The 9,121-nt window shown below is 71.1% G+C and carries 7 protein-coding genes; 1 reads left to right on the forward strand and 6 read right to left on the reverse strand.

Annotated features, from left to right (window positions below):
* Window positions 1-28: 28 nt before the first annotated feature.
* From mscL to AB0I73_RS32355, 6 genes are all read right to left on the reverse strand, one after another.
* A complete protein-coding gene (gene mscL / locus AB0I73_RS32330; RefSeq protein WP_363043384.1) occupies window positions 29-499 on the reverse strand; it encodes a large conductance mechanosensitive channel protein MscL in 471 nt (156 codons plus the stop codon).
* Between the two features lie 138 nt (window positions 500-637).
* The gene (locus tag AB0I73_RS32335) at window positions 638-1,174 is read right to left on the reverse strand and encodes an RcpC/CpaB family pilus assembly protein (protein WP_363043386.1); all 537 of its coding nucleotides are present in this window, start codon (window positions 1,172-1,174) and stop codon (window positions 638-640) included.
* Between the two features lie 284 nt (window positions 1,175-1,458).
* Window positions 1,459-2,301, reverse strand: a complete 843-nt coding sequence (locus tag AB0I73_RS32340; RefSeq protein ID WP_363043398.1) for an S-methyl-5'-thioadenosine phosphorylase — start codon at window positions 2,299-2,301, stop codon at window positions 1,459-1,461.
* A 109-nt stretch (window positions 2,302-2,410) separates the two neighbouring features.
* Window positions 2,411-2,722, reverse strand: coding sequence for an FmdB family zinc ribbon protein (locus tag AB0I73_RS32345; protein WP_109380315.1), 312 nt, complete (start codon window positions 2,720-2,722; stop codon window positions 2,411-2,413).
* A gap of 68 nt (window positions 2,723-2,790) precedes the next feature.
* Window positions 2,791-4,077, reverse strand: a complete 1,287-nt coding sequence (locus tag AB0I73_RS32350) for an MFS transporter (protein WP_363043388.1) — start codon at window positions 4,075-4,077, stop codon at window positions 2,791-2,793.
* Between the two features lie 294 nt (window positions 4,078-4,371).
* Window positions 4,372-5,901, reverse strand: coding sequence for a potassium/proton antiporter (locus tag AB0I73_RS32355; protein ID WP_363043390.1), 1,530 nt, complete (start codon window positions 5,899-5,901; stop codon window positions 4,372-4,374).
* Between the two features lie 244 nt (window positions 5,902-6,145).
* Here AB0I73_RS32355 and AB0I73_RS32360 point away from each other — a divergent pair, with 244 nt between their 5' ends.
* Window positions 6,146-9,001 carry a penicillin acylase family protein gene (locus AB0I73_RS32360; protein ID WP_363043392.1) on the forward strand — a complete coding sequence of 952 codons (2,856 nt, stop codon included), beginning with the start codon at window positions 6,146-6,148 and terminating at the stop codon, window positions 8,999-9,001.
* Window positions 9,002-9,121 lie beyond the last annotated feature (120 nt).

The raw sequence follows: 9,121 nt of genomic DNA on the forward strand, positions 1-9,121 counted from the left end.
CGACGACCGGATGCCGTGCCGGTGCCCGCTATCGCGCGCCGTTGTTCGAGCCGCGCTGTGCGACCAGCTCGTCGCGGATCTCCTTGAGCACCTCCAACTCGGAGATCTCGACGGCCTCCCGCGTGCCCTCCCTCGCCTTCCTGCGGGCCTCCACCCGGGCCAGGTAGCGAGCCATCGGCAGCACCATCAGGAAGTAGACGACAGCGGCCGTGATCACGAACTGGAGCGTCGAGCCGAGGACCGAGCCCCACAGGATCCTGACCCCCGTCGCGGCGTCGCCGGCGCCCTTGCAGGGGCCCTTCAGGCACGAGCTGTAGCTGTCCAGGTTCTGGGTGCCGAAGGCGCCGACCAGCGGATTGATCACGCCCTTCACCACCGAGTTGACGATGTTGGTGAAGGCCGCGCCGATGACCACGGCCACTGCCAGGTCGACGACGTTCCCGCGCATCAGGAAGGCCTTGAAGCCCTGCCAGATGCTCGGTTCGTTCTTCTCGCTCACCTCGGAGCTCCATCTCGTGTGCGTGACGCCGGGAATCGAACGCTCCGCAACCTACGACAGGGCACCGTCCAACTGCCCGGTGGGGCCCCTTGAACGAGGTGCTCGACACGAAGGTGGTGCCGGCGGTCGACGAACCCCTCACCACAGCGTCACCGCCAGCCGTGCCGTGGCGCTCGCGCCCGCGAGCTCGGCAGCGGTGGCACGTGGAACCGACAGCACCACCAGGGCCCCGCCCGCGTCCGGGGCCTCCGGCGGCTCCGGCACCTCCGTGACCCGTGCCCCCCGCGCGACCACGCGGGCTCCACCGCCCGCCGCACCGCCCGCGCCCCGCTCCTCGGCGGCGATGACGTCGACCCGGTCGCCCGGCCGCAACAACCGCACCGTGGCGGCGTCGGCGATCCGCACCGGCACCGTGACGCGGGCTCCCGCACGCCGAGCCCCTACGACACGGTCCCCTGCGGACCCGTCCGCCGAGGCGGCCGACGCCGACGCGGCACGCGTGCCCGAAGCGCCGTCCGGATGCCCGCGGGACCGGTCCGTCTCCTGTGGGCCCGCCGCCACCAGCGCCACCGCCGTGACGGCGAGGCCGACCGCCGCGGCCCGCCGCCGGTGCCGGACGAGCCGACCGGACCGCAGCAGACCGCCACGCACCCGCACCGGGGCGAAGTGAGGCACCTCGCACCGGGGCGGGACATCGGCGCGGGGCGGGTGCGGGACGCCGACCGAGAGGGAGGAAGGGGAGGAAGGGGAGGAAGGGGAGGAAGGCGAGAGAGGGGTGGAGGAGGAAGAGAAGGGAGGGGAGTGGCGTGAGGACTCACGGGACGGAGGGAACGACACGGGACACCACCTGCGGCGAGGGAACGGCTTGCGCACCCCACGATGAGGCTTCCCGCCGTTCTCCGCCGGAGCCTGTGGACACACCGGGCCCTGTGGAAAACTCCCTCACCCGAACGTGCGGCCTACGGCAGCGCGAACCCCGGATCCATCCCGCCCAGTGCCGAAGCGCACAGGCAGTCCCGCTCCTCCGCGGCGGGCAGCGCCGCCACCGCGTCGAAGAGCACGTCCCGCAGGCGGTCCACGTTCGCCGCGAACACCCGCAACACCTCGTCGTGCGAGACGCCCTCGCCGGTCTCGACGCCCGCGTCGAGGTCGGTGACCAGGGTCAGGGACGTGTAGCAGAGCTCCAGCTCACGTGCGAGCACCGCCTCGGGATGGCCGGTCATGCCCACCACCGACCAGCCCTGCGCCCGGTGCCACAACGATTCGGCGCGGGTGGAGAAGCGCGGCCCCTCGACCACGACCAGCGTGCCGCCGTCCACCGGCTCCCAGTCCCGCCCGCGCGCCGACTTCAGGGCGGCCGCCCGGCCGACGGGGCAGTAGGGGTCGGCCAGCGACACGTGCACGACGTTCGGCACCGTGCCGTCGGGCAGCGGCAGCCCGTCGAAGTACGTGCCGACCCGGGACTTCGTACGGTCCACGAGCTGGTCCGGGACCAGCAGTGTCCCCGGCCCGTACTCGGGCCGCAGCCCGCCCACCGCGCACGGCCCGAGCACCTGGCGGGCGCCGACGGACCTGAGCGCCCACAGGTTGGCCCGGTAGTTGATCCGGTGCGGCGGCAGGTGGTGGCCGCGCCCGTGCCGGGGGAGGAAGGCGACCCGCCGACCGGCCAGCTCGCCGAGGAAGAGGGAGTCGCTGGGCGCCCCGTACGGGGTGTCCACCCGGACCTCGGTCACGTCGTCGAGGAAGGAGTAGAAACCGGAGCCGCCGATCACGCCGATCTCGGCGTTCGCCTTGTGCGCCATGTTCGCCATGCTCCGCACCCTAACCGCCCCGGAAACGCCCCGAGGCCGCCCGGGAAAACGCCGAGGACCCCGTCGTCGGACGACGACAGGGGTCCGCGGGAAGGCGGCCTTACGCGGCGGTGGTGCTGGTGGAGCCGGTCGACGAGCCCGAGGACGTCGAGGAAGCCGAGGACGTCGAGGAGGACGACGAGCTCGTCGAGGAGTCGGACGACTTCGACGCCGCCGGGGTGCTGCTCGACGAGGAGCCGCGGCTGTCGTTGCGGTAGAAGCCGGAGCCCTTGAAGACAATGCCGACCGCCGAGAACACCTTCTTCAGGCGGCCCTGGCAGTTCGGGCACTCGGTCAGAGCGTCGTCGGTGAACTTCTGCACCGCCTCGAGGCCCTCGCCGCACTCGGTGCACTGGTACTGATAGGTGGGCACTGTCTTCCTCCTGGCACTCTCACTCGATGAGTGCTAAACGACGATTCATAGTGCCGTATTCCCCGTGCTCAGTCCACTGCGACGGGCGAGCGGTGACCCACGCCACGTGCGACGGTGCGTCCGTGCGGGGCCGGCACCAGCCGTGACCGCAGCGCCAGCAGGGTCACCAGGGCGAGCACCGTGCCGCCCATCGGCACCAGGAAACCGGCGCCGGCCCACAGGCGGTCCTCGAACTGTCCGGAGACCGTGACCGCGGCCGCCTGACCGAGTGCCACCGCGCCGGTCAGCCAGGTGAAGGCCTCGGTGCGGGCCCCCGCCGGGACCAGGTCGTCGACCATGGTGAAGCCGGTGATCAGGGCGGGCGCGATGCACATGCCGACCAGGAGCCCGAGCCCCGCGAGGAGCAGCGACGACTGGGCGGTCCACAGGGCGGACGCGGTCACCGCGAGCGCCGCGTACCCGACGAGGAGGCGCCGCTGCGGGGCGACCTTCCAGGCGATGGCGCCGCAGGCGATGCCGGAGAGCATGTTGCCCGCGGCGAAGACGCCGTACAGGACGCCGGTCAGGCCGGGTTCGCCGATCGACTCGGTGTACGCGGCCAGCGACACCTGCATGCCGCCGAAGACGGACCCGATGCCCAGGAAGGTGACGATCAGGACGCGCACCCCGGGGACGCGCAGGGCGGAGGCGTGCTTCACGCGCGCGTGCCCACCGGTGGCGACCTCGGGCTGCGTGGCCCTCTGCGCGGCGAACAGCAGGCCGCCGACCAGGGTCAGCGCGGCCTCGGTCACCAGGCCCGCGGCCGGGTCCACGGCCGTGCACAGGGCGGTGGCCAGCAGCGGTCCGACGACGAAGGTCAGCTCGTCGGTGACGGACTCGAAGGCCGCCGCGGTGGTCATCAGCGGGGAGCCCTTGAGCTTCACGCCCCAGCGGGCGCGCACCATGGGTCCGATCTGGGGCACCGAGGCACCGGTGGGCACGGCCGCGGCGAACAGCGCCCACAGCGGGGCGTCGGTCAGCGCCAGCGTGGTCAGGGCCAGCGCGGACAGGGTGTGCAGCAGAACGCCGGGGACGAGTACGGCGCGCTGCCCGTAGCGGTCGGCGAGCCGGCCGCTGAAGGGCGCGAACAGGGCCATGGACACACCGGTGACCGCCGCGACGCCGCCGGCCGCGCCGTACGAACCGGTGGTGTGCTGCACCAGCAGCACGATGGAGATGGTGAGCATCGCGAACGGCTGGCGTGCCGCGAAACCGGGGAGCAGGAACGTCCAGGCGCCGCGGGTGCGCAGCAGTCGGCCGTATCCCGGACGGGAGGCGGTCGCAGGGTCCTTCGACGTGGTGACCGTGGATGCCACGGCCCGTGCCTTTCTGCCGCCTGGTGGCGCGCGGCCCTTCACGGTCGGGCTTCGGGCACGCCGAGAGCTGTCCTCTTGCGCTGACTGCGGTAGATGCCGGGTGCCACAGCTCGGGGCGTGCCGGCCGCCATACGGTCGCGCCAGCCCTGCGTCAGGCAGAGTTGGTTCGATCTGGGTACTTCGTGCATGTTACAGGCGTTGCCTCGGCGCGGGCGGGCGTCCACCGGCGGCAGGGGCTTGTGATCCTGTGAAACCGAGCAGTGCGGGACCGTGCCCCTGTGAATGACGGGCGTGTCAGCGCTCCGGCTCCCCGCCGTCGACCCCCAGCCAGCCGGCCAGTTTGCCGCCCTGGCCCACCGCGCGCAGGCGGCGTTCGGCGGCGTCCCGGACCGGGTCGGTGGTGACGACGAGGAGTTCGTCCCCGTGCCGCAGCATCGTCGTCGGCAGCGGGACGAACGAGGTGCCCCCGCGCACGACGAGTGTGACGGCCGCCCCTTTCGGCAGCCGGAGTTCGGCGACCTCCACGCCGTGCATCTTCGACTCCTCCGGGATGTCGACCGACAGCAGATGCCCGCGCAGCCGCTCCAGGGGCGCCGACTCGATGCCCAGGTCGGCGGCCTCCGCACCCGTGCCGAGACGCAGCTTGCCGGCCAGCCACGGCAGGGTCGGCCCCTGGACGAGGGTGTAGACGACGACCAGGACGAAGACGATGTTGAAGAGCCTCCGGCTGCCCTCGACGCCCTCCACCATCGGAATCGTCGCCAGGACGATGGGTACGGCGCCGCGCAGTCCCGCCCACGACATCAGCGTCTGCTCCTGCCAGGGCACCCGGAACGGCAGCAGGCACAGCACGACGCTCAGCGGACGGGCCACCACGGTCAGGGCCAGTCCGATGAGCAGCGCGGGCACCACGTCGTCGCCCAGTTCGTGCGGGGAGACCAGCAGGCCGAGCAGGACGAACATGCCGATCTGGGCGATCCAGCCGAGCCCCTCGGCGAATCCGCGGGTGGCGGGCCAGTGCGGCAGTCTGGCGTTGCCCAGCACCATCGAGGCGAGGTAGACGGCGAGGAAGCCGCTGCCGTGGGCCATGGCGCCCGCCGCGTAGGCGGTGACGGCGATGGCCATGACGGCGATCGGGTAGAGGCCGGAGGCGGGCAGCGCCACATGTCTGAGCCCCCAGGCGCCCAGCCAGCCCACCGCGAGCCCGATGACGGCGCCGATGGCCAGCTCCAGGGTGATCTCGCCGAGCAGGACGTACCAGTGCTCGATCGGGCCGGCCGTGGAGAAGGCGAGCACCAGGATGACCACCGGGGCGTCGTTGAAGCCGGACTCGGCCTCCAGGGTGCCCGTCACGCGCGGGGGGAGCGGAATGCGCCGCAGCACGGAGAAGACGGCCGCCGCGTCGGTCGAGGAGACCACCGCGCCGATGATGAGCGCCTGCCGCCACTCCAGCCCGACCAGGAAGTGCGCGGCCGTCGCGGTGACCCCGACGCTCACCGCGACGCCGACGGTCGCGAGTGCGGCGGAGACGGGCAGGACGGGTCTGATCTCGGTCCACTTGGTGCCCAGACCGCCCTCGGCCAGGATCACCACCAGGGCCGCGTACCCGAAGACCTGCGTCAGCTCGGCACTGTTGAACTGGATGTGGCCGATGCCGTCCTGGCCCATGGCGATGCCGATGCCGAGATAGACGAGCAGGCTGGGGAGCCCGCTGCGCGAGGAGATCCGGACCGCTGCGACGGCGACGAGCAGGACCAGCGAGCAGAGGAGCAGGAGCTGGTTGAGGTGGTGGACAGTCAGCGGCCGTTCCCTTCCCTGGCTCACGCGCGGCGCGCCCGACCTCGGCTGCGGGGCGCGGGGAGCCGACGCGTTCGCGGCGAACCGCTTCGTTACCTTACCTAACTCTTGACGCGTTCTTGACGCGTTCGCCTGGCATCATCGAACGTCCGTCCGGGCTGGTTCCCGACTCCGCGTCAAGCGGCGCGGGGCCCTGCGCCTATCGTTGCTCCAGCGCTCAGTTAAAAGCACAGCCCGCCCTGCCGCTCGCGTAAGGACAGCAAGGACAGCGATGCCCACCGACACCACCGCCTCCACGGGTCAGCAACCCGGCAAGTCCGGCAGGAAAAAGGGGGGCAAAGCCCGTCTGCTCGCGTTCGTCCTGGTGCTGGCCCTGATCGGCGGTGTCGCCTACGGGGCGTACTGGTCGATCGGCACCGTGCGCGCCTCCTTCCCGCAGACCAAGGGGTCGATCACGCTCAAGGGCCTGTCGGGCCCCGTCGACGTCAAACGTGACGGCCACGGCATCCCGCAGATCTACGCCTCCTCCGACGAGGACCTGTTCATGGCGCAGGGCTACGTCCAGGCGCAGGACCGGTTCTACGAGATGGACGTGCGCCGGCACATGACCTCCGGGCGCCTGTCGGAGATGTTCGGCAAGAGCCAGATCAAGAACGACGAGTTCCTGCGCACCCTGGGCTGGGACCGGGTCGCGAAGCAGGAGTACGAGAAGAAGCTCTCCCCCGCCACGAAGAAGTACCTCGACGCCTACGCCAAGGGGGTCAACGCCTACCTGGAGGGCAAGGAGGGCGCGGACATCTCCCTGGAGTACGCGGCGCTGGGCTTCACCAACGACTACACGCCCGGTCCGTGGACCCCGGTGGACTCCGTGGCCTGGCTGAAGGCGATGGCCTGGGACCTGCGCGGCAACATGCAGGACGAGATCGACCGCGCCCTGATGACCAGCCGCCTGGGCCCCGAGCAGATCGCCGACCTGTACCCGGCGTATCCGTACGGCCGGAACACGCCGGTGGTCCAGGAGGGCCAGTACAACGAGCTGACCGGGGCCTACGAGTCGGGCGGCGGCGAGAGCGGCACGGGCGACGGGACCGGGACCGGAATCGGCGACGGGACCGGGACCGGAATCGGCGACGGGACCGGAATCGGCGACGGCACGGGCACGGGTACGGACGTCGGTACGGGCACCGGCGGTGTGGAGGGCGCGTCCGGGACCGCCGGTACCGCGGACGGTCTGGAGGGCCAGCTCTCGGGCCTCCAGGAGGTCCTGCAGGACCTGCCCACGGCCGTCGGCGTCAACGGCGACGGCATCGGCTCCAACTCCTGGGTGGTCTCCGGCGAGCACACCATCACCGGTGAGCCGCTGCTGGCCAACGACCCGCACCTGTCGGCCGCGCTGCCGTCCGTCTGGTACCAGATGGGCCTGCACTGCCGCAGCGTCTCCGCCACGTGCCAGTACGACGTCACCGGCTTCACCTTCGCGGGCATGCCCGGCGTGGTCATCGGACACAACGCGGACGTCGCCTGGGGCCTGACCAACTCCGGTGTCGACGTCACCGACCTCTACCTGGAGAAGATCACCGGCGAGGGCTACCAGTACGACGGCAAGGTGGTGCCCTTCGAGGCGCGCGAGGAGACCATCAAGGTCGCCGGCGGCGCGCCGCGGAAGATCGTCGTCAGGGAGACCACGAACGGCCCGCTGCTCTCCGACCGCTCCCCCGACCTGGTGCGGACCGGGAAGAAGGCCGCCGTCGACTCTGCCGCGCCCGACCGGGGCGACGGCTACGGCGTCTCGCTGCGCTGGACCGCGCTGGAGGCGGGCCGCACCATGGACGCCGTCTTCGCGATGAACCGCGCGAAGGACTGGGACGACTTCCGCAAGGCGGCCACCCTCTTCGAGGTGCCCTCGCAGAACCTCGTCTACGCGGACACCGAGGGCCACATCGGCTACACCCTGCCGGGCAGGATCCCCATCCGTGCGAAGAACCACAACGGTTCCGTCCCGGCGCCCGGCTGGGACCCGAAGTACCGCTGGACCGACTGGGTCGACCAGGACGCGCTGCCCTACGAGTTCGACCCCGACCGCGGCTACATCGTCACCGCCAACCAGGCCGTGGTCGACCCCGAGGCGTACCCGTACACCCTGACCACCGACTGGGGCTACGGCGCCCGCAGCCAGCGGATCAACGACCTGATCCAGTCGAAGATCAAGGGCGGTGGCAAGATCTCCACCGACGACATGCGGCAGATGCAGCTCGACACCAGCAGCGGTATAGCCAAGCTGCTGGTGCCCGAGCTGCTCAAGATCGACATTGAGGATCCGGAGGTCCGCAAGGCGCAGAAGCTGCTGGAGGGCTGGGACTACACCCAGGACGCCGACTCCGCGGCCGCCGCCTACTTCAACTCCGTCTGGCGCAACGTCCTCAAGCTCGCCTTCAGCCACAAGCTGCCCAAGGAACTGCGGGTCAAGGGCCAGTGCCTGTGGGTCGACCCGGTCAATCCCACCGGGCCCGCCGACGAGAGCGCCAAGGTGCGCGAGTGCGGCATGCGCGAGGCCGACCAGGCCCAGCCCGACGGCGGTGACCGCTGGTTCGAGGTGGTCCGCACGCTGATGGAGAAGGAGGACAGTGACTGGTGGACGACTCCGAAGGCGGGCTCCCGCGACGGCGCGGAGAACCGCGACGAGCTGTTCAAGCGCGCCATGATCGACGCCCGCTGGGAGCTCACCGCCAAGCTCGGCAAGGACATCGACACCTGGAGCTGGGGTCGGCTGCACCGCCTGTTCCTGAAGAACCAGACCCTGGGCACCTCCGGCCCCGACTTCCTGCAGTACGTCCTCAACCGCGGCCCCTGGAAGCTCGGCGGCGGTGAGGCCACGGTCAACGCGACCGGGTGGAACGCCGCGGGCGGCTACGGGGTGGTGTGGGTGCCGTCGATGCGGATGGTGGTCAACCTCGGCGAACTCGACAAGTCGCGGTGGATCAACCTCACCGGCGCCTCCGGCCACGCCTACAACTCCCACTACGTCGACCAGACGGACAAGTGGGCCGAGGGCGAACTGCTCGAGTGGGCGTACTCGGACAAGGCGGTCGAGGGCAGCACCAGCGACACGCTGCTGCTCAAGCCCTGACGGGCCCGGTCCTCGACGCATGAGGCATGAGGCATGAGGAAGGCGGCCGCCACGCGCGCGTGGCTCGAAGTTCCGTGTCGCGTCGACTCCCCGCACCTTCGACCGCCAGACGAACGAGTG

It is taken from the genome of Streptomyces sp. NPDC050388, from assembly GCF_040655635.1.
Classification (GTDB): domain Bacteria; phylum Actinomycetota; class Actinomycetes; order Streptomycetales; family Streptomycetaceae; genus Streptomyces.

What these genes read in the sequence shown, in the direction of transcription:
- AB0I73_RS32340 (WP_363043398.1), bottom strand. Translation starts at nt 2,301, where the DNA reads ATGGCGCACAAGGCGAACGCCGAGATCGGCGTGATCGGCGGCTCCGGT.
- AB0I73_RS32360 (WP_363043392.1), top strand. Translation starts at nt 6,146, where the DNA reads ATGCCCACCGACACCACCGCCTCCACGGGTCAGCAACCCGGCAAGTCC.